The organism is Tardiphaga sp. 172_B4_N1_3 (genome assembly GCF_052076035.1).
In the GTDB taxonomy this organism is placed as follows: Bacteria; Pseudomonadota; Alphaproteobacteria; order Rhizobiales; family Xanthobacteraceae; genus Tardiphaga; species Tardiphaga robiniae.
Genome location: NZ_CP197238.1, coordinates 4,687,496 through 4,709,827 on the forward strand (window position 1 = coordinate 4,687,496; position 22,332 = coordinate 4,709,827).

Sequence of the window (22,332 nt, forward strand, 5' to 3'; positions counted from 1 at the left end):
CGCCTTCAGGTCGCTTCCTCGGTATAGGGGGCCAGTACGTCGAGCAGATCCCGGCCCCGCGCCGGGGTCGGCTCCACCAGCGCGCGGTTGGCAACCGAGTCCAGATGCGAATGCATCAGCGACATCGCTTTGTTGGCGTCGCCCTCCTGCAGCGCTTCGATGATCGCGATGTGCTCGGTGATGCCGCATTCCGACGAATGTGGGCGACTGAACAGCGACAGTGTCAGACAGCAGCGATAGGCGATCTCGCTGACATAGCGGACCAGCACCGGGCTGTTGGTCATCGACGCCAGCATGATATGAAATTCAGTCGCCAGGCGAATGGACACGGCGTTCGGCCCGTCATGCGCCTCGCGCTCCGCCTCGACATGCGCCTTGAGGCGCGCGATCTGACTGCTGCTGAGCTTGCCGGCGATCTTGCGGACGATCAGCCGTTCGAGATCCATCCGGATGTCGAAGATGTCCCGCGCGTCCTGCCAGCTCGGCGTCACGACCACGGCAATGCGGTTACGTCGCAGCTCCACAAGCCCCTCGGACGCCAGTTGCCCGAGTGCATAGCGCGCAATGGTGCGGCTGACACCAAAGCGCTCACCCAGGGAGTCCTCGGGAAGCTTGGCGCCGGGTTCCAGGGCCTGCTCGATGATTGCCCGCCGCAGCGCACGGCAGATCACCCCAACCTTGTCTTTTGAATTCGGCGCTTCTGGCATTCAGATCGAACCTGTCGCGATTTTGGCATTCCGGGCCGTGCCCGAAGTGCATGCAATCGAGGAGAGTGACTGCCCAATAATTCCTCAGGGAATGGCGAGCGAACGTAAAATGACAACGTTTCGCTCCGGACTCAAGTGGCACCCCAATTGCATGCACTTATCGCCATGACAAGTATGCAAGAAAATGGACCCACCGAGGGCCAGCGCAGACCGGTCGCCGTTGAGCTGTCCGCGACCTCAGTAACGTTCGGCCGCGGCCCGACCGCCACGCCGGCGCTTGCGGAGACGAACCTTATCATCCCCGACGGCGAATTCCTTGCCCTTGTCGGCCCCTCCGGCTGCGGCAAGTCGACGATCCTCAAGCTCGTCAGTAATCTGCTCCGCCCCACTACCGGCGTCGTCATCGTCGGCGGGCGTGAGGTCGCCGCCAAGGCGTTGCGGATTGGGATGGCGTTCCAGAACCCGACCATGCTGCCCTGGCTGACCATCGAGCGGAACATCATGCTTCCGCTCAAGATCGTGGAGCCGTTCCGGTCGGAGTATCGACACAAGCGCAAAGGCGAATTTCGCGACAAGGCGCATGCATTGCTGGCCCAGGTCGGCCTCAAGGATTTCGGCAACAAGTATCCGTGGCAGCTGTCCGGAGGCATGCTGCAGCGGGCCAATCTGTGCCGCGCGCTGATCCATGAGCCGCGCATGCTGCTGCTCGACGAGCCGTTCGGCGCGCTCGACCAGTTCACCAAGGAAGAACTCTGGTCGATCCTGCAGAGCCTCTGGCTGCAACACAAACCGACTGTGCTACTGGTCACGCATGACCTCCGCGAAGCCGGCTTCCTGGCCAGCCGCATCTGCGTGATGAGCGCACGACCGGGCCGCATCCTCGACGACAGGCCGGTGGATTTCCCACGGCCGCGCACCATCCCCATGACTTTCGAGCCTGATTTCGTTGCACTCAATCAGCGCCTTCGTGAACTCATCGTCAACGCCCGGAGCAGCGCTCCCGAAGCGCAGGAGGCATAGGTCATGAGTGTAGGCCTGCGTCAAAAACTCTGGTCGTTCGGACTGATCGTCATCTTCTTCGTCGCATGGCAGTTATTTTGCGCCATGTCGGGCGTGTCGGATCTGGTTCTTCCGCGTCCGACGGAAATCATCGCAACACTGATCGCGCGCTTCCCGATCCTGTGGCCGCATATTCTGCAGACGCTCGGCACGACCATGGCCGGCTTCGTCCTTGGCGTCGGCCTCGGCGTCGTGCTGGGCGCAGTCATCGGCGTCTCGAAAGTCGCCTATGACACCGCCTATCCGCTGCTGGTCGGCTTCTCGTCGATTCCGAAGGTCGCCGTCGTGCCGATCTTCGTGTTGTGGTTCGGCTCGGGCTCCGTGCCTGCGATTCTTACCGCGCTGTCGATCTGCTTCTTTCCCATCGTCGTCAATATCGCGACCGGCCTCGCGACCACCGAACCCGAGCTGGAAGACGTGCTGAAGGCACTCGGCGCCAGCAAGATGGACATTCTCTGGAATGTCGGCCTGCCGCGCACCATGCCGTTCTTCTTCGCGTCGCTGAAGGTCGCGGTGAGCTACGCCTTCGTTGGTGCCGTGCTGGCCGAGACCGTCGCGTCGAATCGCGGCATCGGCAATGTGATGATGAGCGCATCGTCGAACTTCAACGTCCCGCTGGTGTTCGCCTGCCTGTTCATTCTCGCGATCCTCGGCGTGGCGCTCTACGTCATTTTCTCTCTGATCGAGGCGCGTGTGACCGGCTGGGCCACGCGCAAGAACGATCTCGTTGCGACCTAATCCACCCACATCAACCAGGAGAATGTCATGTTGAAGAGATTGACCGCCCTCGCAGTCGGCAGCGTCCTGCTCACAGGCTCCGCCTTCGCTCAAGAGACGACCATCAAGTTCACGCTGGGCTGGAAAACCCAGGGCAGTGACGCGGCGTTCTTCTATGCCAAGGACAAAGGCTACTTCAAGGAAGAGGGCCTGAACGTTGTCATCGATCAGGGCGAAGGCTCGGGCGCGACCGTGACCCGTATCATGTCCGGCGCCTGGGATGCCGGCTTCGGCGACGTCAATGCCATCATCCAGAACTCCTCGACGCGCCCACAGGACGCGCCGGTGATGGTCTATATGATGTGGAACCAGCCTCCCTTCTCGATCGTCACCAAGAACACCAGCGGCATCAAAACGATCAAGGATTTCGAAGGCCACACGCTCGGCGGCGCGCAGGGCACGCCGACGACGCGTCTGTTGCCTGTCTTCATCCAGAAGAACGGCCTCGCGGCCGACAAGATCAAGGTCACCAATATGGCTCCCAATCTGCAGGAGCCGATGCTGATCAAGGGCGATATCGACGCCGCGCTGGTGTTCAACATTACCAGCTATTTCAATCTCGTCCTGAACCGCCAGGATCCCGAGAAGGATTATAAGTGGTTCTCCTTCGGTGAATTCGGCCTCGACCTGTATTCCAACGGCGTGATGGTATCGCAGAAGCTATTGGCTTCGAATCCCAAGGCTGTTGCCGGTCTGGTCCGCGCGATCAACAAGGCTAACATCGCCGTCGCCAAGGATCAGAACGCCGGCATGGCGTCGGTCGTCGCCTTCGACAATCTCGTCGATGTTCCCGTCGAAAAGCGCCGCCTGCAATATTCCTTCGACAAGCTGATGGTCTCGCCCGAGATGAAGGAAATCGGCGTCGGCGATATCAAGGATGACCGCATGACCCGCGCCATCGGCATGGTCGTCGAAGGTTACGATCTGAAGCGCACGCCGACCCCGAAGGAAATCTTCTCGCGCGAGTTCCTGCCGGAACGCAAGGACCGCGAACTGGTCTACACCGCGAACTAAACGGGCGCGTGGCATGACCCAGGTTGCGTCTGCGACGAATGTCTTCACCGGCACAGATCGCGGTCTCGTGCCTCAGGCCTGCATCCATTATACGGATGGCCTGATCACGAAGGTCTCAGCCGGCGCAAGCATTTCGCCGCAGACGAACCATCTGGTCATCCCGGCGCTGGTCAATGCCCACGACCACGCGCGTCCATCGATGACATCCTTCGGCGCATCGAACATGCCGCTGGAATCGTGGATCGCACGTTCGGCCTTCGGCACGCCGCCCGATCCCTATCTCGTCGCCGCTGTCTCGCTCGCCCGTTCGGCGCGCGCAGGCTGCGGCGGCGCGATGATTCATTACACTCGCCCCAGCGGCAAGATGCCGATTCTCGATGAGTCGATCGCCATCGCAAAGGCCGCAAACGATGTCGGCATCCGGCTGGCCTTCGCGCTGGCCGTACGCGACCAGAATCCGATCGTCTATGGCGATAGCGCCGACGTGCTCGCCGTATTGCCTGAGGACGATCGCAGCACGATCCAGGACATGTTCATTCGTCCGAGCCCGACACCATCCGAATATCTCGACCGTGTCGAAGCCATTCATGCAGCCATCGCTGGTCCGATGATCGATGTGCAATACGGTCCGGCCGGCGTCCAGTGGTGCTCGCCTGCGCTGCTCGAAGCCATCGCCGAGCGCTCCGCGGCGACCGGCCGGCGCGTCCATATGCATCTGCTCGAGACCATCTATCAGCAGCAATGGGCCGACCGCGCTTTTCCGAGCGGCATTGTGCGCTACCTGAAAGATATCGGCCTGCTGTCCAACCGCCTGACACTGGCGCATTGCATCCATGCCCGGCCGAACGAACTCGACATGATCGCCGAGTCCGGCGCGACCATCGTGACGAATTTCAGCTCCAATCTGCATCTGCATTCCGGTCTTGCACCCATTGCCGATGCACATCGCCGCGGCTGCCGGATCGCCGTGGGCATCGACGGCGTTGCGCTCGACGAGGACGATGATGCGATCCGCGAAATGCGTCTCGTGCAGATGGCGCATGACGGCCTCGGTTTCGACCGCACGTGGAGCCGCGCGGAGTTTCTCACGCTCGCCATCCGCAATGGCCGCAGGTCGATCGGCGCGCCGGGACCCGGTACACTCGCGGCCGGAGAAGCCGCAGATTTCGTTGTTCTCGATATTGGCCAACTCGACCGCGATGCCATCATGCCGGTCGATCCGATCGACATGCTGTTTGCCCGCGGCAACAGCAGCTGCGTTCGCGATGTCGTGGTCGACGGGCGCACCATCAGCCGCGATGGCAAGCCGACCGGCGTCGACCTAGAGGCCATGGAGACCGAGTTGCGCGGGCTCTATCGCAAGAGCGTGCCCCAGTTCAAGGCGTTCGAACGCGCCTGGGCACCGTTCGAAAGCGCCGTGTCGCACTGGTTCCGGCAACAGGGGTGTTGCTAGCAGCGGGGGCGCTGCTAGCTCACCAAACCTTCAGCGGCTTCAGTTCACCTGACGTTTTTCCAGCTTTCGTGCCAGCGTGCGGCGATGCATGCCGAGGCGGCGCGCCGTCTCCGAAATGTTGAAATCGCTCTCCACCAGCGTCTGGTGGATGCGTTCCCATTCCAGCGTCTTGATCGAGGTCGGACGTTCCGTGAGCGCCACTTGCACATCGCCGGTCGCCTTCTGAAACGCTTCCTCAATATCGTCGGTGTTCGAAGGCTTGGCGAGGTAATGACACGCGCCGAGCTTGATCGCCTCCACCGCCGTGGCAATGCTGGCATAGCCGGTGAGCACTACGATCAGCATCTCAGGGCTCAGCGCATGCAACGCCTCGACACAAGCCAGGCCCGAGGCTCCGCCGAGCTTGAGATCGACCACCGCATAGCCCGGCACCTTGTCGCCGAGCACCTCGGTCAAGGTCTCGAAGCCCTCGGAATGCAGCACGGTGTAACCGCGACGCTCGAACGATCGCTTCAGCGTGCGCGCGAAACCCTCGTCATCCTCGACAATGACCAGCAGACGTTCATCCGACATGTTTGCGCGCTCCAATCGCGAGGGCGGATAGTGGTAGCGACAACGTCACGAGGGCACCGCCCACAGGACGATTCTCCGCCACCACCGTACCGCCCAATTTGCGGACGGCATTGACCACCAGAAACAGACCGAGCCCGCGCCCGGACTGGCCCTTACTTGAATTATAGGGCTTGCCGAAATTCGCCAGCATCTCCTTGGCGAAACCCGGTCCCATGTCGCTGACCTTCAGCACCAGCGAATCGCCATCGCGCTCGATAGCGAGGCGAACCCAGAGCGGCGATACCTCGTTGGCGTTATCGAGCACGTTGAAGATCATCTGCTTCAACGCCGAGTCCGACACGATCGGCATGTCCTCGCCGAACCGGTTCTCATAGACCAGCGTGTTGATCGAGCGCGCGCCGCGCCAGTCCTCGACCAGTTCGCCGAAGAAGCCGTTGACGGTCGTCACAACCGGCGCCTCGCCGCGCATATCGCCGGCCGACATGAGAATGCCGGTGACGATCGACTTGCAGCGCTGCACATCGGCCTGCATCTCGCTGATCTCTTCCATCAGCTCCGGGTTGCCTGCAAGTTCCGGCATCCGGCGCCAGTCACTGAGGATCACCGACAGCGATGCCAGCGGCGTACCGAGTTCATGCGCGGCACCAGAGGCGAGCAGACCCATGCGCACGATATGATCTTCCTCCGCGGCCTGCTGACGCAGCGCTGCCAGACCCTCGTCGCGCTCGCGCAAGTTTTCTGCAATGCGCGTCATGAAAACGACGATCAGCGCCGCGTCGAGTACGAAGCAGATCAACATACCGATGATGTGCAACTGGAACAGATCGTTGCGCAGCGCGTCCGGCAGATCGAGGGGGCGATGAAATACAATCAGCCCGGCGAAGCACAGACAGGCAACAACAACAACGACCCAGGTCGAGCGGCCGTTCAGCAACATCGCCCCGAGCGTAACCTGCAGGAGATAGAGCGATATGAATGGATTTGTGGCGCCGCCGCTCAGATAAAGCTGGGCGGTCAGCGCCGCGACGTCGAGCAGCAAAAGCAGGAGCAGTTCGCGGTCACGCGCGTCGGTCTGCTGGCGCAGCCACTCCTGGCTGATGACGTTCAGGAATACTGAGCCACACAGCACCATGACCATGGCCATCAGCGGTAGCGAAATGCCCATCACCAGGTGCACGAAGCCGATGGTCAGGACCTGCCCGACCACTGCGATCCAGCGCAACTGGATCAGCAGATTGATGTTCTTGATATTGGTGGTCTCGTCGAGCGGCAGAGCCGTGACCGCAACGGGTGTGGTGACACCCGTCGCGTCGACCGGTGACGCGGCAACCCCACTGACGCCAGTGACGTCTGGTGCGCCCACCTTGCTCTCTGCTCCCAAACCCGGCATCTCGCCCCGTCAGCTTGATCGGCCAGCCTCAATCGGACCGGCGCATCATCCAAGACGTCATACGCGAGGTAGTGATTTTTTCCGAATCCGCCACTCGTCGCGAGCGACGAACAGGGCACCGCCGGCCAGCATCAAACCGAGGCCGAACCAGGTGATGGCATAGACCACGTGGTTGTTCGGGAAGGCGATCACGGTCAGGCCACCATGGGGCTGACCCGGTGCGTCCAGCGCGGCATTGGAATCGATGAAATAGGGGGCGACGGCGCCGAGCGTCTGGCTGGCGGCAATCGCTTCGACGTCGCGGGAATACCAGCGCTGGGCAGCGGGATCATTTGAGCGCAGGAACCCGCCCTTCGGTTCGGTGACGCGCAACAGGCCCGTCACCAACACCGACGTCGCGGGCGCCGCGAATGCGCCGGCTTTGCGCTCGTCCGGGCTGACGAAGCCCCGATTCACCAGCACAGCGTATCCGGCCTCGGTGCGCAGCGGCGTCAGCACCCAGAAACCGGCGCCGAGATCCGAGACAGCCTGCACCAGAGTATCGGCGCCCGGCACAAACCGCCCGGTGACGCTGACGCGACGATATTCATCGTCATTGCGATTGATCGCAGGCCACGCCGCAGGCCCGGGTGCAGCTTCGGGCGCGGCGTGGCTGCGCTGATCGACACGTGCGATCAGATCCAGTTTCCAGGCGCGGCGTTCGACCTGCCAGATGCCCAGCGCGGTCAATCCCGCGATACCGAGCAGTGCCAGCAGGCCCAGCACCATGAGGGTTGTCGCGCTACGTGGCGACCGCCCGGATTCCATTTTCGATTCAGACGACTCCTGTCTGGCCGGGCGGCCTACGACGATCCCGTCGTTGGCGCGCGCCGTGGCCATCAGGGCATATTCCTCATGTCGTGAACCGGCATCATGTTGACGTTGAGGTGGTACATCACCCAGAGCGAACCGCTCAGCGCAATCACGACGATGATGATCGTGAAGATCAGCGCCATCATGGTCCAGCCGGCATCCGACGTCGTGTTCATGTGCAGGAAGTAGACCATGTGAACCACGATCTGCACCACAGCGAACGCAACGACGATCGCGATGGTCCAGTTCTTGTTCTCGATCGCGCCCGTCATCACCAGCCAGAATGGAATGGCGGTAAGGATGACCGAGAGGACGAAGCCAGTCATATACGACTTGAACGAACCATGGTCGCGGCCGTCATCGTGGCCGTGGTCATCGTGACCATGTCCGTGCGCGGCATGTGCATCGGCGCTCATCGCAGCACTCCCAGCAGATAAACAAAGGTGAAGACGCCGATCCAGACGACGTCGAGGAAATGCCAGAACATGCTCAGGCACATCAACCGCCGCTGGTTCGCCTCGATCAGGCCGAAACGGGCAACCTGCACCATCAGCGTCACCAGCCAGATGATGCCGAAGGTGACGTGCAGGCCGTGGGTGCCTACCAGCGTGAAGAAGGACGACAGGAAGGCGCTCCGCCAGGGGCCAGCACCTTCGTGGATCATGTGATGGAACTCATAGAGTTCGATGCAGAGGAACGCGAGGCCGAACAGGCCGGTGATGCCGAGCCACATTTGGGTCGACTTCACTCTGCCCTTCATCATTTCCAGCATCGCGAAGCCGTAGGTGATCGACGAGAACAGCAGCATCGCGGTATTGAGCGCGACGAGCTTGAGGTCGAACAAATCCTTCGGCCCCGGCCCCGCGGCATAGCTACCGCCGAGCACGCCGAAGGTAGCAAACAGCATCGCGAAAATGAGGCAATCGCTCATCAGGTAGAGCCAGAAGCCCAGCATGGTGCTGGAACCGGCCGGATGATCGTGTTCATCGACGACGTAGAAGACCGGCACTTCAGTGCCGTTTATCGTTTGGGTCGGTACGTTCATGACGCGGCCTGCACTGCGAGAAGTTTCGTACGCTCGCCTTCGGTACGGATGACGTCCTCCAACGGAATGTGGAAGTCACGGTTGTAGTTGAAGGTATGGAAGATCGCGACGCCGACGATGGCAACGAAGCTCAGGGCCGCGAGCCACCACATGTACCAGATCAGGGCGAAGCCCATCGCCGTGGCCAAGATCGAGAGGATCACGCCGGTGCCGGTGTTCTTCGGCATATGGATCGGCCTGAAGCCCTCCAGCGGGCGCGTATAACCGCGGCGCTTCATGTCCCACCACGAGTCATTGTCGTGAATGACCGGGGTGAAAGCGAAGTTGTAATCCGGCGGCGGCGACGACGTTGCCCATTCCAGCGTGCGCCCGTTCCAGGGATCGCCCGTGGTATCGCGCAGCTTCTCGCGATTCCAGATGCTGACGGCGATCTGGACGAGGAAAGCACCGATGCCGATCGCGATCAGAACCGCACCGAAGGCGGCGATGACGAACCAAATCTGCAGCGACGGATCGTCGAAGGTGCGCAGGCGGCGGGTGACGCCCATCAGACCAAGCACATAGAGCGGCATGAAGGCGAAGTAAAAGCCGAGGACCCAGCCCCAGAACGAGACTTTGCCCCAGAACTGATCGAGCTTGAAGCCGAAGGCCTTCGGGAACCAGAAGTTGATGGCAGCGAAGATGCCGAACACCACGCCACCGATGATCACGTTGTGGAAGTGAGCGATCAGGAACAGGCTGTTATGCAGGACGAAGTCGGCCGGCGGTACTGCGAGCAGAACGCCGGTCATGCCGCCGATCACGAAGGTCAGCATGAAGGCAATCGTCCACATCATCGGCAGTTCGAACCGGATGCGGCCGCGATACATTGTGAACAGCCAGTTGAATATCTTCGCGCCCGTCGGGATCGAGATGATCATCGTCGTGATGCCGAAGAAGGAATTCACGCTGGCGCCCGAGCCCATGGTGAAGAAGTGATGCAACCAGACCAGATAGGACAAGATCGTGATGACCAGCGTGGCGTAGACCATCGAGGTGTAGCCAAACAGCTTCTTGCCCGAGAAGGTCGAGGTCACTTCCGAGAACACGCCGAACAGCGGCAGGATCAGGATGTAAACCTCCGGATGGCCCCAGATCCAGATCAGGTTCACATACATCATCGGGTTGCCGCCGAGATCGTTCGTGAAGAAGTTGGTCCCGACGTAACGATCCAGCGAGAGCAGCGCGAGCACGGCGGTCAGGATCGGGAAGGACGCGACGATCAGGACGTTGGTGCAGAGCGAGGTCCAGGTGAAGATCGGCATCTTCATCATGGTCATGCCGGGCGCACGCATCTTCACGATGGTCGCGATCAGATTGATGCCCGATAGCGTCGTGCCGACACCGGCGACCTGCAGCGCCCAGATATAATAGTCGACGCCGACATCCGGACTGTAACCGAGATTCGACAACGGCGGATAAGCCAGCCAACCGGTCTTGGCGAATTCACCGACGAACAGCGACATCATGACAAGGATGGCGCCACCGGTGGTCATCCAGAAGCTGAAATTGTTCAGGAACGGGAACGACACGTCGCGCGCACCGATCTGCAGCGGCACGATGTAGTTCATCAGGCCGGTGACCAGCGGCATCGCGACGAAGAAGATCATGATCACGCCATGCGCCGTGAACACCTGATCGTAGTGATGGGCGGGCAAGAAACCTTCGGAGCCGTTGAAGGCCATGGCTTGCTGGGCGCGCATCATGATCGCGTCGGCGAAACCGCGCAGCAGCATGACGATGCCCAGCACCATATACATGATGCCGATCTTCTTGTGGTCCACGCTGGTGAACCACTCCTTCCAGAGATAGCCCCACAGCTTGAAATAGGTCAGCGCGCCGAGCAGCACGATGCCGCCGAGCGCGACCATCGCGAAAGTCGCGACCAGAATCGGCTCATGATATGGAAACGACTCAAGCGTCAGGCGGCCGAAGATGAACTTCGCAAGCCCGGTATTTGCCAGTGCGGCTGTATCAGACATTTAGATCGACCCGATCAGGTGTTGGAAGCGCGCCGCTCGGCAGGCGGCGGCGCAGGCGTGAAATTGAATGGCGCGGGGGCGGCACCCGGGCGCGCGAGACCAGCACCGGTGACCGGCGTCGGGTCGAGTGGAGTCGTCGTCGAGCGGTGATCGGCTGCTTCGCGTGCGGCCTCGGCGAGGGTGCAGACGCTGGCGACATAGTTCTTGGTCGAGCTGGAGCCGTCAAGCATCGAAATATTGTATTTCAGCGGCAGGATGTTGCGGGCGCTGGCGAGGCCGAGGCCCCCCTTCGCATCCATCGCCATCATTTCACTCATGCACATCTTGCCGGGCTGGGCGCACATGTTGAGGATCGCCTTGTAGAGGTCAGGCGCGACTTCCTTGTAGAGACGCACCGGCACATTCTCGCTGGGCTTTTCGAGATCCAGATAGGCCTCGCGGCTCAGCGTCTCATTGCTCGCCTTGGCCTTGGCGATCCAGGCATCAAAGCCGGCCTGATCGACGCCATGGAACTTGAAGCGCATGCCGGAGAAGCCGGCGCCGCTATAGTTCGCCGAGAAACCGTCATAAACGCCAGCCTTGTTGATGACCGCGTGCAGCTTGGTTTCCATACCGGGCATCGCGTAGATCTGGCCGGCGAGCGCGGGGATATAGAAAGAGTTCATCACCGACGAAGCAGTGATCTTGAAGCGCACCGGACGATCGACCGGCGCGGCCAGTTCATTGACCGTAGCAATGCCGTATTCCGGGTAGAAGAACAGCCACTTCCAGTCGAGCGCGACGACTTCGACCTGCAGCGGCTCAAGAAGGCTCGCAGCATTGCCGGGCGCAATCCGGTCGAGCCGACGATACGGGTCTAGCAGATGCGTGCTGGACCAGGTCACGGCGCCGAGACAGATGATGATGAGGAGGGGCATCGACCAGATGACGAGCTCGAGATGGGTCGAGTGATCCCAGTCCGGCTCGTATTTCGCGTCGGCATTCGACTGCCGGTACTTCCAGGCGAAGAACACGATCAGAGCCATCACCGGCACGATGATCAGCAGCATCAACACCGTGGAAATGACCACGAGATCGCGTTGCTGCACTGCGATGTCACCCGCAGGATTCATCACGACGAAATTGCATCCGCCCAGCAAGGCAACCAAGGGCAGCAAAAGAAGTATCCGTAGGCGGCTCAAGGTGTTACCCATTCAATAATGTCCGTCGCGCGCACGGTTAGGCGTATTTGCTGCAGGGCAACATTGGACAATTTGTCCAATGGTCCGAAGACGCGGTTCGCGACAAATCGTCAACTTCGCGTCGCCCTTTGGGCGTCGATTGCATGACCTTCAACACACCACCGACGGATAGAAAAAATGGCGCAGACGTCATCGACGATCGAACGGGACGCACGCCTTCTGCACGCGGATGGCCACGGAGCGGTTAACCCGGGCGAGATCGCCATTGGCGTCATCATCGGCCGGACCTCCGAGTTCTTTGACTTCTTCGTCTATGCGATCGCTTCGGTGCTGGTGTTTCCGAAGCTCGTCTTCCCCTATCTCGATCCTCTGACCGGCACTCTCTATTCCTTTGCGATCTTTTCGCTGGCATTCATCGCCCGCCCGATCGGCACGATGATCTTCACGGCCATCGATCGCAGCCAGGGCAAAGGCGCCAAACTGACTATCGCGCTGTTCCTGCTAGGCGTGGCCACCGTCGCCATCGCCTTCCTGCCCGGTCACGAATCCATCGGCGTCGCATCGGCCTGGCTACTGGCTGCTGCGCGTATCGGCCAGGGCATTTCCTGGGGCGGCACCTGGGACGGCCTTGCTTCGCTGCTGGCGCTGAATGCGCCGGAAGGCAAGAAGGGCTGGTACGCCATGATCCCGCAGCTCGGCGCGCCGATCGGCCTTCTGGTGGCGAGCGCGCTGTTCGCCTTCTTCGTCGACACGCTGTCCGCTGACGACTTTCTCGACTGGGGCTGGCGCTATCCGTTCTTCGTTGCTTTCGCCATCAACGTCGTCGCCCTGTTCGCGCGCCTGCGCATGGTGGTGACGCCGGGCTACACCGAACTGTTCGAAGCCCGCGAACTCGAGCCGTCCTCGATCACCGAGACGATTGCCCAGCAGGGCCGCACCGTGGTGATCGGCGCCTTCGCACCGCTGGCGAGCTTCGCACTGTTCCACATGGTCACAGTATTCCCGCTCTCATGGGTGTTCCTGTTCACCCGCGAAGCACCCGGCCGCTTCCTGATCGTCGAATGTATCGGCGCCGTGTTCGGCATCATCGCCATGATCGTGTCAGGCTATGTCGCCGACAAGGTCGGCCGCCGCACGCTGCTGACCGGTTCGGCGATTGCCATCGCCGTGTTCAGCGGCTTCGCACCGCAGATGCTGGACGGCGGCATCGTCGGCGAACTCGCCTTCATGGTGACCGGCTTCATCCTGCTCGGCCTGTCGCTCGGTCAATCTTCGGGCTCGGTCGCATCGAGCTTCTCGAAGCGCTTCCGCTACACCGGTTCGGCGCTCACCACCGACCTTGCCTGGCTGTTCGGCGCCGGCTTCGCACCATTCGTGGCGCTGGTGATGTCGAGCCGCTTCGGCCTGTCCTCGTCGGGCGTGTATCTGCTGTCGGGCGCGGTCGTGACCCTGCTTGCGATCTCGATCAACCGGCAGTTCGCCAGCCGCGACGCCTCGGCGATCCAGCCGTAAGCAACACTGCCGCTAAAGAAAGAGCCCCGGTTCTGAGCAGAACCGGGGCTCTTTCTTTTTGTTTTGACTCGTTTCCCTGACGCGAACCGGCATCTACTTCGCTAATGCGACAGTGGCACATCATCCTGATGCAGGATGCGTTCGGCGGCGCCCTGCAGATCGTCATACTGGCCTGATTTCAGCGACCACAGGAACGCCGCGAGGCCGCACAGGCCAAGCCCGATGGCGATCGGAATCAGATAGAAATAGTCTGTCATTCCGCCGGCTCCATTCTGACCGCCATTCGCGGCGTTGATGCGCTCGCGTCCTGAGACTTGTCGGACTTGCCGCGGCCACGCAGCCGCAGCGCATTGGCGACAACCACGATGGACGAACCGGACATCGCGATCGCCGCAACCAGCGGCGTGACATGGCCCATGATCGCGATCGGCACCGCAATGAGATTGTAGCCGACTGCCAGCGCGAGATTCTGCCGCACGAGATGCCCTGCCTCGCGCGAGACCGCGATTGCCTGAGACACGGCCGACAGATCCTCGCGCAGGAAGACGAGATCTGCGGCGTTGCGCCCGACATCGGCGGCCGATGCCGGAGCCATCGACGCATGCGCGGCCATCAGCGCCGGCGTGTCATTGAGACCGTCGCCAACCATGAGCACCTTCTTGCCTGAAGCCGCCAGCTCCACCACATGCGCTGCCTTGCCGCCCGGCAGCACGCCGGCGAAATATGGCACGCCCATGCCTGCAGCGAGTGTCCGCACCGGCGTCTCGCGATCGCCCGAGACGACTTCGACAGCGAGCCCATCGCGCTTCAACGCGAAGACCGTTTCAGCCGCGCCCGCACGCAACCGATCCTCGAAGCGGAAATCCGCCACGCATCGCCCATCGCGCGACAACACGACGGAAGAGCCATCGAGATCCATGCCGCTGGTATCAGTGAGGGCCCATTCCGGCCGCCCGAGGCGCAGCACGCTGCCGCCGAGATGCGCTTCCATGCCGCAGCCCGGATGTTCGGAAACATCATCGAGCGCAATCGGCCTCTGCGCCGTCGGAACGGCTGCAGCAAGCGCGCGCGAATAAGGATGCCGCGAATATGCGGCGACCGCGCTGGCCAGCGCCAGCGTTGCGGGCGCGATAGTGTCCGCATTGACGACACGGGGATTGCCGAGCGTCAGCGTACCCGTTTTGTCGAACACCACAGTATCGACCTCGGCGAGGCGCTCCAGCGCGCCGCCGTCCTTGATCATGATGCCGCTCTCAAACAGCCGCCGCGCAGCAACCACCTGCACCATCGGCACCGCGAGGCCAAGCGCGCAGGGACAGGTGATGATCAGCACCGCCACCGCGATGGTGATCGCGCGATGTACGTCGCCGGACACGATGAGCCAGCCGACGAGTGTGATAGCTGCGGTGAGATGCACCACCGGCGCATAAAGCCCGGCCGCACGATCGGCGATCCGGCGATAGACCGACCGGCCCTGCTCCGCGGCTTCCATCATCCGCAGCATCTCGGCGAGGAACGACTCGTTGGCAGAGGCCATCGCAGCAATCGTCAGCGGTCCCGTCAGATTCAATGTGCCGGCGCGCAGTATCGACCCCGGCAGTGCCGGCTGCGGCACGCTCTCGCCGGTGACCAGCGAAACATCGAGCTCGGACAAACCTTTGGTGACCTGCGAATCGACCGGCACGCGCTCGCCGGCAGCGAGCATGATGGTCATACCCGGCGTGATTTCGCCGACCGGCAGATAGGTCTGCGCACCGTCACTCTGCAGAACCAACGCGCCCCGCGCCGCCAGACGCGCGAGCCCCTTCACAGCAACGCGTGCGCGCTCGCGCATCATGTGATCGAGGGTGCGGCCGATCAGTAGAAAGAACAGCAGTGTCACGGAGGCATCGAAATAAGCATGCGGCCCATGGATCGCGGTTTCGTACAGGCTCATGCCGAAAGCCAGCAACACGCCGAGCGAGATTGGCACATCCATATTGGTGCGACCGTGACGCAGCGCCTGCCAGGCCGAGCGAAAGAACACGCGGCCGGAATAGATCAGCGTCGGCAGCGCGATCAGCGCAGAGATGCCGTGGAACAGATCGCGCGTCGCAGGCTCGGCGCCGGACCACACCGAGACCGACAGCAGCATGATATTGCTGGCCGCAAAGCCCGATACCGCGAGCGCACGGATCAGTTCTGACAGCGTCGTATCCGTGGCATCGCCATCGACTTCGAACAGATGCGCTTCATAGCCGACATTGCGCAGCGTTTCGATGAAAGGCGGCGGTGCGGCATCGGCGCGCCATTTGATGGTGACGCGCTTCGTAGAAAGATTGACGCGTGCCCATGTCACGCCGTCAAGCGCACCGAGCGCCTGTTCGACCGTGCGAATACAGGCGCCGCAATGAACGTCCGGCACCGAGAGATCGGTCTGCCTCAAACCGCCGGCAATGGTACGGCTGACCAGCAGGACTTCGCGCGGATCCGGCGCCGCCAGTATGGCCAATTCTGCTCCTGAGCCACAGCAACTCATCGGAGACCTCGTTTCTCACTTTACACATGATCCTTTCGGAAAACCGGTTCCCGCTTTTCCGGATCATGCTTTAGCCAGTCACCTCGACACCCGGCTTCATCGCCACATAGGCGTGCCATGTCCCGTGACCGAGCACGGGAAACACGACGATCATACCGAGCAGGCCGGTCATGACATTGATCAAGAACAAAGCCAGCGCGATTCCCGCCCAGGTCAGCATGACCGGCAGATTGGCCCAGACCATCCCCATGCTGGTGCCCATGGCGGTGAGCGCATCGACGCGTTCGTTGAGCAGCATGGGAATGGCGAACACGCTGATCGCAAAGGAGAATGCCGCAAAGATGCCGCCGACCGCAGTGCCGGCGATCAGCATCGCCCAGCCGACGGGTGTGGTGAACAGCATGGAAGCGACGCCATCGAGGCCGGGAAACGGGTTCATGCCGAAAAACAACGCGTAGATGATCACCGCGGCGCGGATCCAGACCAGCATCAGCGAGCACAACAAAAGGCCCGCGAACAGCAGCTGCCCGCCCGACTTCGGCCGGACGAGAATCATCTGCAACAGCGAGACACGCTCATGGGCGGCGATCCGGCGACTCTTCTCATAGAGTCCGATGGCGAGCACCGGCCCGACCACCATGAAGCCGGCAAAGGCCGGAAACAGGATGTAGTCCCAGCCGAAGGCGAACAACCCGCCGACCAGGACGACCGAGACCGCAAAAACCAGCACGCCATAGCTGAGGCTCACCGACGGGATAATTGTCAGATCGCGCCAGCCGGCTTTGAGCCAGTCAAAGGCGACGGATGGCGCGACATGGCGATTCCACGACACCGAGGGTGGTAGCGGAGGAGCAACGGCTGGAAGAGTCATCTTCGACCTCGCAATCTCAATGACGCGGTGTGCATGACGAGGACGCCGCACTGAATTTGCCAGCTTCCGCGACACTGGCACCGCGCTTGACGTGATCGATACAGTCGGGCTGCGACGAGAACGCTACATAGACCATGTGCGCATTGGCCATCAGCACCAGAAGCAGACCGGCAGCAATCGCCATCCAGACCCAGACCTTCGCGTTGACGTGCTTCATCGTTGCTGCGCTCATGGTCCGGCAGCCCTGAGATTGACGAGATAGAGCGCGAGAATCTTGCGATCGAGCGCCGACAGCCGGGAATCCCAGCTCGGCATGTGACCTTGCCGGCCCCCCCAGACAGTCGTGAAGACCGACTGGGCGTCGCCGCTATAGATCCAGAAATTGTCGCGCAGGTTCGGCGCACCGAGTTCGATATTGCCGGTCGCGTTCTCGCCGTGGCAGGCGACGCAATTGTCGGTGAACACCGCCTTGCCGCTGGCGAGTTTCGCGGGCGCGATCGCCTTGGCCACCGCGGGATTCGACAGGCTGCGGACATAGTCGACGACATCGTCGATCTGCTCGCGCTTCAGCATCCCGTCGCGGCCGAAGGCCGGCATCTGCGAGGTCCGCGAGTCCTTGTGCGGCGAATTGATGCCAACGCGGATCGTCTCGGCGATCGCATCGGGCGTGCCGCCCCACAGGAAGGCCTGCGACACCAGCGTTGGAAAGCCGTTGCCGCCCTCGGCGGTGCGGCCATGACAGGTAGCGCAATTATCGCCGAACAAAGTCGCGCCGGTCTGCCGCACGATCTTCATCAACTTCGGATCGGCCTGGATAGCTTCGAAGCTTTCGGTCTCAATCAGCTTGCTCCACTTGGCGCGGTCCGAGGCCGCGTCCTTGATCTGCTCGGCCACGACGTTGCGCTGGTCGATCCCGAGCAGGCCCTTGGTATAGGTCACGCCGATCGGCCAGGCCGGCATCAGGATCCAGTACACGACCGAATAGAGAAAGGTCGCCCAGAGAAAGAAGACCACCGCACGCGGCACCGGCGTGTTCAGTTCCTTGATGCCATTCCATTCGTGACCGGTGGTGAGATAGCCGGAGACGGGATCGCGTTCCTCTACTGCCATCGCTTCGCCTCGTATGGCTTGTCCTCAACGGAAGGATCGAGGATCGACTGCGCCGCAGAGTCGAACGACTTTTTGTTCTTCGGCCAATATGCATAGACCACCACGCCGATCGACATGGCGATCAGATAGAACAGCCCGAAGGACTTCGCGAACCAGACAGTGGCCTCGTGCTCCATCGTCACTCTCCCGCCGCAGCCGTTTTAGCCTTGTGGGCCGCATCAGTCAGCTTGCCCAAGATCTGCAAGTAAGCGACCAGCGCATCCATCTCGGTGGGCTCGCCGGGCTGGCCATCGAAGGCGCGCACATTGGTCGCCTCGCCATAGCGCTTGGTGACGCCTTCGGCGAAGGGCGTATCGGGCGAGGTCTGGCCATAGGCATCGTTGGATGCGTTGGCGATCATCTCGTCCGTATAGGGCACGCCGACCTTGCGCAGTGCGGTCAGATGCAGGCCGAGATCGTCGATCCGCGCCTTGGCGCGCGTGAGATAGGCATAAGGCGGCATCACGGATTCCGGCACCACGTCGCGCGGATTGATCAGATGCTTGACATGCCATTCGTCGGAATACTTGCCGCCGAGGCGCGCGATATCCGGTCCGGTACGCTTCGAGCCCCACAGCATCGGGTGATCGTATTTGGATTCGACCGCGAGCGAATATGGTCCGTAGCGCTCAACCTCGTCGCGCAATGTGCGGATCATCTGCGAATGGCAGGCATAGCAACCTTCACGGATATAGATGTTGCGGCCGGCGATCTCGAGCGGCGTGTAGACGCGCATGTCCGGCGCATCTTCCACGGTCTGATGGATCGTGAACAGCGGCACGATCTCGATGAGGCCGCCGATGCTGGCGGCAATGATGATACCGATGGCAAGACTCATCGTCTTGCGTTCGAGCTTGTAGTGCAGGCCGAACAAACCCATCGCTATTCTCCCGGCTGCAGCGCAGGCACGCCAGCGGGCCGTGCCACCGGACGATCTGCGGCGCGTTCATCGGCCGGCTGACCAGCAGTGCGGATGGTCATGACGATGTTGTAGAGACCGATCACCGCACCAGCGAAGAAGAAGAACCCGCCGACCGCGCGCGCAACGTAATAGGGCTTCATCGCGATCACTGTCTCGATAAAGGAATAAGACAGCGTGCCGCTGCTGTTATAGGTGCGCCACATCAAGCCCTGGATGATACCTGAATTCCACATCGCGAAGACGTATGTGAAGAGGCCGGCGACAGCGAGCCAGAAGTGCCATTCGACAAGCGCGGGCGAATACATCCGCTCGCGCTTCCACAGCCACGGCACCGACGCATAGATCGAACCGAAGGTGATCATGGCCACCCAGCCGAGCGCGCCGGCATGGACATGACCCACGGTCCAGTCGGTGTAATGCGACAGCGAGTTCACCGAGCGGATCGCCATGAACGATCCCTCGAACGTGGTGAGGCCGTAGAACACCGCAGCCACCATCATGAAACGCAGCGTCGCATCGTCGCGCACCTTGTACCAGGCGCCGTTCAGCGTCAGCAGGGCATTGCCGGCGGAGCCCCAGGACGGAATCAGCAGCATCAGCGAGAAAGTCATGCCGAGCGTCTGGACCCATTGCGGCAGCGCTGTGTAATGCAGGTGATGGGAGCCCACCCACATATACATGAAGGTGATGCCCCAGAACGAGATGATCGACATCCGGTAGGAATAGATCGGCCGTCCCGCCCGCACCGGCAGATAGTAATACATCATGCCGAGGAAGCCGGAGGTGAGAAAGAAGGCGACGGCGTTGTGGCCGTACCACCATTGGGTCATCGCATCCTGCACGCCGGAAAAGGCCGAATAGCTCTTGGCGTGACCGAACGAGACCGGCATCGCAAGATTATTGACGGTATGCAGGATCGCCACCACCAGGATGAAGGCCATGTAGTACCAATTGGCGACGTAGATATGCGGCTCCTTCCGCCGCGCCAGCGTCCGCATATAGATGACGAAATAGACGATCCAGACGATTTCCAGCAGGAGGTCGGCACACCATTCCGGCTCGGCATATTCCTTCGACTGGGTGACGCCCATGAAGTAGCCGGTGGCGGCGAGCACGCAGAACAGATTGTAGCCGAGCAACACGAACCACGGGCTGATCTGATCGGGCAACCGCGCGCGCGAAGTCCGCTGCAGCACATAGAGCGAGGTGCCAATCAGCCCATTGCCGCCGAAGCCGAAGATGACTGCGCTGGTATGCGCGGGGCGGATGCGGCCGAAGCTCGACCAGCCGGCATCGAACGTCAGATTGGGAAACACCAGCTGCCAGGCAACCCAGTCGCCGATGAACATGCCGATGACGGCCCAGATCATCGCCAGAATGATCGCCAATTTGGTAGGGTCATCGTAATACAGCGCGAGCCGGGCCTCGTCCGGCTCTGGCTCGTAATAGACATAAATGACACCGAAGATGCCGGCGATCCCCGCCAGCATGACAATCGCACCATGGACGCCGAGCGGGTCCTGGCGGCCGGCGATCGCCATCGCGAGGCCGCAAATCGTGAGAGCCAGCAGGATGACGAGCGCGAGCTGCCGCTCCGATTTGGTCAATTGCGCGATCATCCGGTCATCCCCAGCTCGTCTCGCGGCGGCTCGTCAGGCAGGACGCGCAGCGCCCGATCGGCACAGAGCATCTTCACACCATCACGACTAGCTCACTCCGCCGCCACAGCGATTGACTTAGGTCAAGCCCGCGAACGGATTCCGACCGGGATCAATCGCAATTTTTGATACTTACAACCAATGTCGCGCAACCGAACCTGCGCGTCTCTTCTACAGGCGCAGACAGGATGCCTGCGCCTGTTAGTCCTTCACGTCGTAGCGATAGGATTTCGAGACGATCTGCCAGCCATCGGCCAGCTTCATCGCGATCAGGTAATCGGTGAAGTAACGCGGCGGCAGCTGGCAACGCACCTTGATGAAGGCCGTCTTGTCGTCGGAGCGATCAATGGTGACAATGAGGTCATCGCGGGTCTTGCCATCGACCTTGCCCGAGGTCCGCGTACGAACCATGGCCATCCAGTCCGGCATGGTCAGCACTTTCAGCTCGCCATTTTCGACCCAGCGCAGGTCCGCGGTCGGATGAAAGATTGCGCCAAGCTTGTCGGCATCAGCCTCGTAGAGGCCGTCGAAATAATGCTGGATCACCGCTTCAACGGTCGAACGATCGTAAGCCAAGTTATTCCCCCACCGACAGCCGCACTGAAATTCTTATAACACGAAAGCGATGACGGCCATACTATACCGTTGCATAGGTGATCCGGCCTTAGATCACTTGCTGTCGCCCAGCATCTTTCGAAAACGTTCGATCTCCTGCGGCACGAAGGCCGCGAGGTAGGCCGGCGCCATTTCGGCATCTGCGGCGGGCATCGAGCCGAGATCATCGAGGCGTTTCTGATAATCGGGATTGGCAACGGCAGCGCGCATCGCGGCATTGAGCTTCGCTATGATCGGCGCAGGCGTGCCCTTCGGCGCGAACAGCGCATACCAGCCGGATATTTCAAATTGCGGCAACCCGGCCTCGCTGGCGGTCGGAACGTCAGGCAGATGCGGCAAGCGCGTTCTGGATGCCAGCGCAATCGCGCGAATGAGGCCGCTCTGGATGGCCGGCGTCACAGAGGCCGAGGAATCGCAGATGCCATCGATCTGCCCACCTATCAGATCATTCAGGGCCGGACCGCCGCCGCGATAGCCGACCAGCGTGACATCGATGCCCGCGGCCTGAACGAAAGCCTTGCAGAACAGATAGTTCTGCGAGCCCACACCGGAGTGGCCGATATTCAGCTTGCCGGGGTTCTGCTTCGCGTGGACGAGGAATTGCGCGAGATTCTCCGCCGGAAAATTGCGCCGGATGGCAACCATAGCCGAACTCTTGTTGAACATGCCGATGCCTGCAAAATCCGACGGCGCGAATTTCACATCGGGCGTGAACAGGTAGACCGCAGTATTGGTGCCGCTATTGCCCTGCACGATGGTGTAGCCGTCAGGCGGGGCCTGCGCGACGCGAGCCAGCGCCACGGCCCCGCCCGCACCGCCGATATTTTCGATCACGATGGGCTGACCGAGATGCCGGCTCATCTGTTCGGCAATCAGCCGTGCGTTGACATCGGAACTGCCGCCGGCAGCGAATGGCACAACGAGCGTGATGGGACGGGTGGGATAATCCTGCGCGGATGCACACAGCGGCGCGATCAGCACCAGACAGAGCGGAGCAAGCCTGAACCAAGCCATC

General features: G+C 61.5%; 23 protein-coding genes. 5 read left to right on the plus strand and 18 right to left on the minus strand.

All coding sequences use genetic code 11. The features are described 5' to 3' along the window. Positions 1–5: 5 nt before the first annotated feature. Positions 6–707 (minus strand): GntR family transcriptional regulator, encoded by a 702-nt coding sequence (locus AB7783_RS22150; RefSeq protein ID WP_320445976.1) that lies wholly within the window; start codon positions 705–707, stop codon positions 6–8. Between the two features lie 165 nt (positions 708–872). Between AB7783_RS22150 and AB7783_RS22155 the strand changes: the two genes are divergently transcribed. From AB7783_RS22155 to AB7783_RS22170, 4 genes are read left to right on the plus strand one after another with little or no spacing between them, the layout of a single operon-like run. Then, on the plus strand, positions 873–1,727 hold the full coding sequence (locus AB7783_RS22155) for an ABC transporter ATP-binding protein (RefSeq protein ID WP_441278815.1): 855 nt from the start codon (positions 873–875) through the stop codon (positions 1,725–1,727). Between the two features lie 3 nt (positions 1,728–1,730). Further along, on the plus strand, positions 1,731–2,504 hold the full coding sequence (locus AB7783_RS22160; protein WP_441278816.1) for an ABC transporter permease: 774 nt from the start codon (positions 1,731–1,733) through the stop codon (positions 2,502–2,504). A gap of 27 nt (positions 2,505–2,531) precedes the next feature. Continuing rightward, positions 2,532–3,557 carry an ABC transporter substrate-binding protein gene (locus tag AB7783_RS22165; protein WP_441278817.1) on the plus strand — a complete coding sequence of 342 codons (1,026 nt, stop codon included), beginning with the start codon at positions 2,532–2,534 and terminating at the stop codon, positions 3,555–3,557. Between the two features lie 13 nt (positions 3,558–3,570). Then, a complete protein-coding gene (locus AB7783_RS22170; protein ID WP_441278818.1) occupies positions 3,571–5,010 on the plus strand; it encodes an amidohydrolase family protein in 1,440 nt (479 codons plus the stop codon). Between the two features lie 39 nt (positions 5,011–5,049). Here the strand turns inward: AB7783_RS22170 and AB7783_RS22175 are convergent, their stop codons facing one another. The 7 genes from AB7783_RS22175 to cyoA form a co-directional block, all read right to left on the minus strand. Next, on the minus strand, positions 5,050–5,583 hold the full coding sequence (locus AB7783_RS22175; protein ID WP_231078731.1) for a response regulator transcription factor: 534 nt from the start codon (positions 5,581–5,583) through the stop codon (positions 5,050–5,052). Further along, on the minus strand, positions 5,573–6,856 hold the full coding sequence (locus AB7783_RS22180; RefSeq protein WP_441279748.1) for an ATP-binding protein: 1,284 nt from the start codon (positions 6,854–6,856) through the stop codon (positions 5,573–5,575). The genes AB7783_RS22175 and AB7783_RS22180 overlap by 11 nt, the downstream gene beginning before the upstream one ends. Before the next feature lie 174 nt (positions 6,857–7,030). Continuing rightward, positions 7,031–7,852: an SURF1 family protein gene (locus tag AB7783_RS22185; RefSeq protein WP_441278819.1), complete on the minus strand. Its 822-nt coding sequence runs from the start codon at positions 7,850–7,852 to the stop codon at positions 7,031–7,033. Then, on the minus strand, positions 7,852–8,241 hold the full coding sequence (gene cyoD, locus AB7783_RS22190; protein ID WP_093757703.1) for a cytochrome o ubiquinol oxidase subunit IV: 390 nt from the start codon (positions 8,239–8,241) through the stop codon (positions 7,852–7,854). Before cyoD ends, AB7783_RS22185 begins: the two co-directional genes overlap by 1 nt. Continuing rightward, a complete protein-coding gene (gene cyoC / locus AB7783_RS22195) occupies positions 8,238–8,870 on the minus strand; it encodes a cytochrome o ubiquinol oxidase subunit III (protein ID WP_089263389.1) in 633 nt (210 codons plus the stop codon). Before cyoC ends, cyoD begins: the two co-directional genes overlap by 4 nt. Further along, entirely contained in the window at positions 8,867–10,891 is a 2,025-nt protein-coding gene (gene cyoB, locus AB7783_RS22200) for a cytochrome o ubiquinol oxidase subunit I (protein ID WP_439060134.1), read from the minus strand. Before cyoB ends, cyoC begins: the two co-directional genes overlap by 4 nt. A gap of 14 nt (positions 10,892–10,905) precedes the next feature. Further along, positions 10,906–12,072, minus strand: a complete 1,167-nt coding sequence (gene cyoA, locus AB7783_RS22205; RefSeq protein ID WP_170849649.1) for a ubiquinol oxidase subunit II — start codon at positions 12,070–12,072, stop codon at positions 10,906–10,908. A gap of 177 nt (positions 12,073–12,249) precedes the next feature. On the opposite strand from cyoA, the gene AB7783_RS22210 reads away from it, so the two are divergent. Then, positions 12,250–13,584 carry an MFS transporter gene (locus AB7783_RS22210; protein WP_089263383.1) on the plus strand — a complete coding sequence of 445 codons (1,335 nt, stop codon included), beginning with the start codon at positions 12,250–12,252 and terminating at the stop codon, positions 13,582–13,584. A gap of 101 nt (positions 13,585–13,685) precedes the next feature. Here AB7783_RS22210 and ccoS read toward each other — a convergent pair whose 3' ends face one another. From ccoS to AB7783_RS22260, 10 genes are all read right to left on the minus strand, one after another. Beyond that, on the minus strand, positions 13,686–13,841 hold the full coding sequence (gene ccoS / locus AB7783_RS22215; protein WP_089263381.1) for a cbb3-type cytochrome oxidase assembly protein CcoS: 156 nt from the start codon (positions 13,839–13,841) through the stop codon (positions 13,686–13,688). Further along, positions 13,838–16,102 carry a cation-translocating P-type ATPase gene (locus AB7783_RS22220; RefSeq protein ID WP_441278820.1) on the minus strand — a complete coding sequence of 755 codons (2,265 nt, stop codon included), beginning with the start codon at positions 16,100–16,102 and terminating at the stop codon, positions 13,838–13,840. Before AB7783_RS22220 ends, ccoS begins: the two co-directional genes overlap by 4 nt. Positions 16,103–16,172: 70 nt before the next feature. Then, positions 16,173–16,973: a DUF2189 domain-containing protein gene (locus AB7783_RS22225; RefSeq protein ID WP_439065345.1), complete on the minus strand. Its 801-nt coding sequence runs from the start codon at positions 16,971–16,973 to the stop codon at positions 16,173–16,175. Positions 16,974–16,989: 16 nt separating this feature from the next. Continuing rightward, positions 16,990–17,205 carry a hypothetical protein gene (locus AB7783_RS22230; RefSeq protein ID WP_441278821.1) on the minus strand — a complete coding sequence of 72 codons (216 nt, stop codon included), beginning with the start codon at positions 17,203–17,205 and terminating at the stop codon, positions 16,990–16,992. Beyond that, complete coding sequence (ccoP, locus tag AB7783_RS22235) at positions 17,202–18,083, minus strand: cytochrome-c oxidase, cbb3-type subunit III (RefSeq protein WP_441278822.1); 882 nt, start codon at positions 18,081–18,083, stop codon at positions 17,202–17,204. The genes AB7783_RS22230 and ccoP overlap by 4 nt, the downstream gene beginning before the upstream one ends. After that, positions 18,074–18,259, minus strand: a complete 186-nt coding sequence (locus AB7783_RS22240) for a cbb3-type cytochrome oxidase subunit 3 (protein ID WP_439065348.1) — start codon at positions 18,257–18,259, stop codon at positions 18,074–18,076. The genes ccoP and AB7783_RS22240 overlap by 10 nt, the downstream gene beginning before the upstream one ends. 2 nt (positions 18,260–18,261) lie before the next feature. Next, positions 18,262–19,002 (minus strand): cytochrome-c oxidase, cbb3-type subunit II, encoded by a 741-nt coding sequence (gene ccoO / locus AB7783_RS22245; protein ID WP_170849621.1) that lies wholly within the window; start codon positions 19,000–19,002, stop codon positions 18,262–18,264. 2 nt (positions 19,003–19,004) lie between these two features. Next, positions 19,005–20,663, minus strand: a complete 1,659-nt coding sequence (gene ccoN / locus AB7783_RS22250; protein ID WP_441278823.1) for a cytochrome-c oxidase, cbb3-type subunit I — start codon at positions 20,661–20,663, stop codon at positions 19,005–19,007. Between the two features lie 240 nt (positions 20,664–20,903). Further along, positions 20,904–21,278, minus strand: a complete 375-nt coding sequence (locus tag AB7783_RS22255; RefSeq protein WP_068729987.1) for a nuclear transport factor 2 family protein — start codon at positions 21,276–21,278, stop codon at positions 20,904–20,906. A gap of 93 nt (positions 21,279–21,371) precedes the next feature. Beyond that, positions 21,372–22,331 carry a tripartite tricarboxylate transporter substrate-binding protein gene (locus tag AB7783_RS22260; protein ID WP_441278824.1) on the minus strand — a complete coding sequence of 320 codons (960 nt, stop codon included), beginning with the start codon at positions 22,329–22,331 and terminating at the stop codon, positions 21,372–21,374. Between the last annotated feature and the right edge of the window lies 1 nt (position 22,332).

What these genes read in the sequence shown, in the direction of transcription:
- AB7783_RS22220 (WP_441278820.1), bottom strand. Translation starts at nt 16,102, where the DNA reads ATGAGTTGCTGTGGCTCAGGAGCAGAATTGGCCATACTGGCGGCGCCG.
- AB7783_RS22165 (WP_441278817.1), top strand. Translation starts at nt 2,532, where the DNA reads ATGTTGAAGAGATTGACCGCCCTCGCAGTCGGCAGCGTCCTGCTCACA.
- AB7783_RS22210 (WP_089263383.1), top strand. Translation starts at nt 12,250, where the DNA reads ATGGCGCAGACGTCATCGACGATCGAACGGGACGCACGCCTTCTGCAC.
- ccoP (WP_441278822.1), bottom strand. Translation starts at nt 18,083, where the DNA reads ATGGCAGTAGAGGAACGCGATCCCGTCTCCGGCTATCTCACCACCGGT.
- AB7783_RS22225 (WP_439065345.1), bottom strand. Translation starts at nt 16,973, where the DNA reads ATGACTCTTCCAGCCGTTGCTCCTCCGCTACCACCCTCGGTGTCGTGG.
- AB7783_RS22170 (WP_441278818.1), top strand. Translation starts at nt 3,571, where the DNA reads ATGACCCAGGTTGCGTCTGCGACGAATGTCTTCACCGGCACAGATCGC.
- AB7783_RS22150 (WP_320445976.1), bottom strand. Translation starts at nt 707, where the DNA reads ATGCCAGAAGCGCCGAATTCAAAAGACAAGGTTGGGGTGATCTGCCGT.
- AB7783_RS22230 (WP_441278821.1), bottom strand. Translation starts at nt 17,205, where the DNA reads ATGAGCGCAGCAACGATGAAGCACGTCAACGCGAAGGTCTGGGTCTGG.
- ccoS (WP_089263381.1), bottom strand. Translation starts at nt 13,841, where the DNA reads ATGACAGACTATTTCTATCTGATTCCGATCGCCATCGGGCTTGGCCTG.
- cyoB (WP_439060134.1), bottom strand. Translation starts at nt 10,891, where the DNA reads ATGTCTGATACAGCCGCACTGGCAAATACCGGGCTTGCGAAGTTCATC.
- AB7783_RS22260 (WP_441278824.1), bottom strand. Translation starts at nt 22,331, where the DNA reads ATGGCTTGGTTCAGGCTTGCTCCGCTCTGTCTGGTGCTGATCGCGCCG.
- AB7783_RS22160 (WP_441278816.1), top strand. Translation starts at nt 1,731, where the DNA reads ATGAGTGTAGGCCTGCGTCAAAAACTCTGGTCGTTCGGACTGATCGTC.
- AB7783_RS22240 (WP_439065348.1), bottom strand. Translation starts at nt 18,259, where the DNA reads ATGGAGCACGAGGCCACTGTCTGGTTCGCGAAGTCCTTCGGGCTGTTC.
- cyoC (WP_089263389.1), bottom strand. Translation starts at nt 8,870, where the DNA reads ATGAACGTACCGACCCAAACGATAAACGGCACTGAAGTGCCGGTCTTC.
- AB7783_RS22185 (WP_441278819.1), bottom strand. Translation starts at nt 7,852, where the DNA reads ATGGCCACGGCGCGCGCCAACGACGGGATCGTCGTAGGCCGCCCGGCC.
- AB7783_RS22155 (WP_441278815.1), top strand. Translation starts at nt 873, where the DNA reads ATGACAAGTATGCAAGAAAATGGACCCACCGAGGGCCAGCGCAGACCG.
- cyoD (WP_093757703.1), bottom strand. Translation starts at nt 8,241, where the DNA reads ATGAGCGCCGATGCACATGCCGCGCACGGACATGGTCACGATGACCAC.
- ccoN (WP_441278823.1), bottom strand. Translation starts at nt 20,663, where the DNA reads ATGATCGCGCAATTGACCAAATCGGAGCGGCAGCTCGCGCTCGTCATC.
- AB7783_RS22175 (WP_231078731.1), bottom strand. Translation starts at nt 5,583, where the DNA reads ATGTCGGATGAACGTCTGCTGGTCATTGTCGAGGATGACGAGGGTTTC.
- ccoO (WP_170849621.1), bottom strand. Translation starts at nt 19,002, where the DNA reads ATGGGTTTGTTCGGCCTGCACTACAAGCTCGAACGCAAGACGATGAGT.